Source organism: Desulfovibrio sp. SGI.230 (assembly GCF_050313065.1).
In the GTDB taxonomy this organism is placed as follows: domain Bacteria; phylum Desulfobacterota; class Desulfovibrionia; order Desulfovibrionales; family Desulfovibrionaceae; genus Desulfovibrio.
Map to the genome: position 1 here is coordinate 1 of NZ_JBNPKS010000034.1, position 465 is coordinate 465.

The following is a 465-nucleotide window of genomic DNA, read 5'->3' on the forward strand; positions in this document are numbered from 1 at the left end:
CTTGTCAATGAGCTCGTGGCTCATTGCAAGTGAAGAGCGAACGGGAAGATATATTCCTTAAAGGAGGTGATCCAGCCGCAGGTTCCCCTACGGCTACCTTGTTACGACTTCACCCCAATCATCGGCCCTACCGTAGACGGCTGCCTCTATTGCTAGTTGGCTCACCGGCTTCGGGTAAAACCGACTTTCGTGGTGTGACGGGCGGTGTGTACAAGGCCCGGGAACGCATTCACCCGAGTATGCTGACCTCGAATTACTAGCGATTCCGACTTCATGCAGTCGAGTTGCAGACTGCAATCCGGACTGGGACACGTTTTTTGGGATTGGCTCCACCTCACGGTATCGCTGCCCTTTGTGCGTGCCATTGTAGTACGTGTGTAGCCCTAGGTGTAAGGGCCATGATGACTTGACGTCGTCCCCACCTTCCTCCCGGTTAACCCGGGCAGTCTGCATAGAGTGCCCAAC

The 465-nt window shown here is 55.1% G+C and carries 1 rRNA gene; it reads right to left on the reverse strand.

The annotated features are described in order from the left end of the window. Positions 1–59 precede the first annotated feature (59 nt). A 16S ribosomal RNA gene (locus ACQRAG_RS11775) occupies positions 60–465 on the reverse strand; the annotation flags it as partial.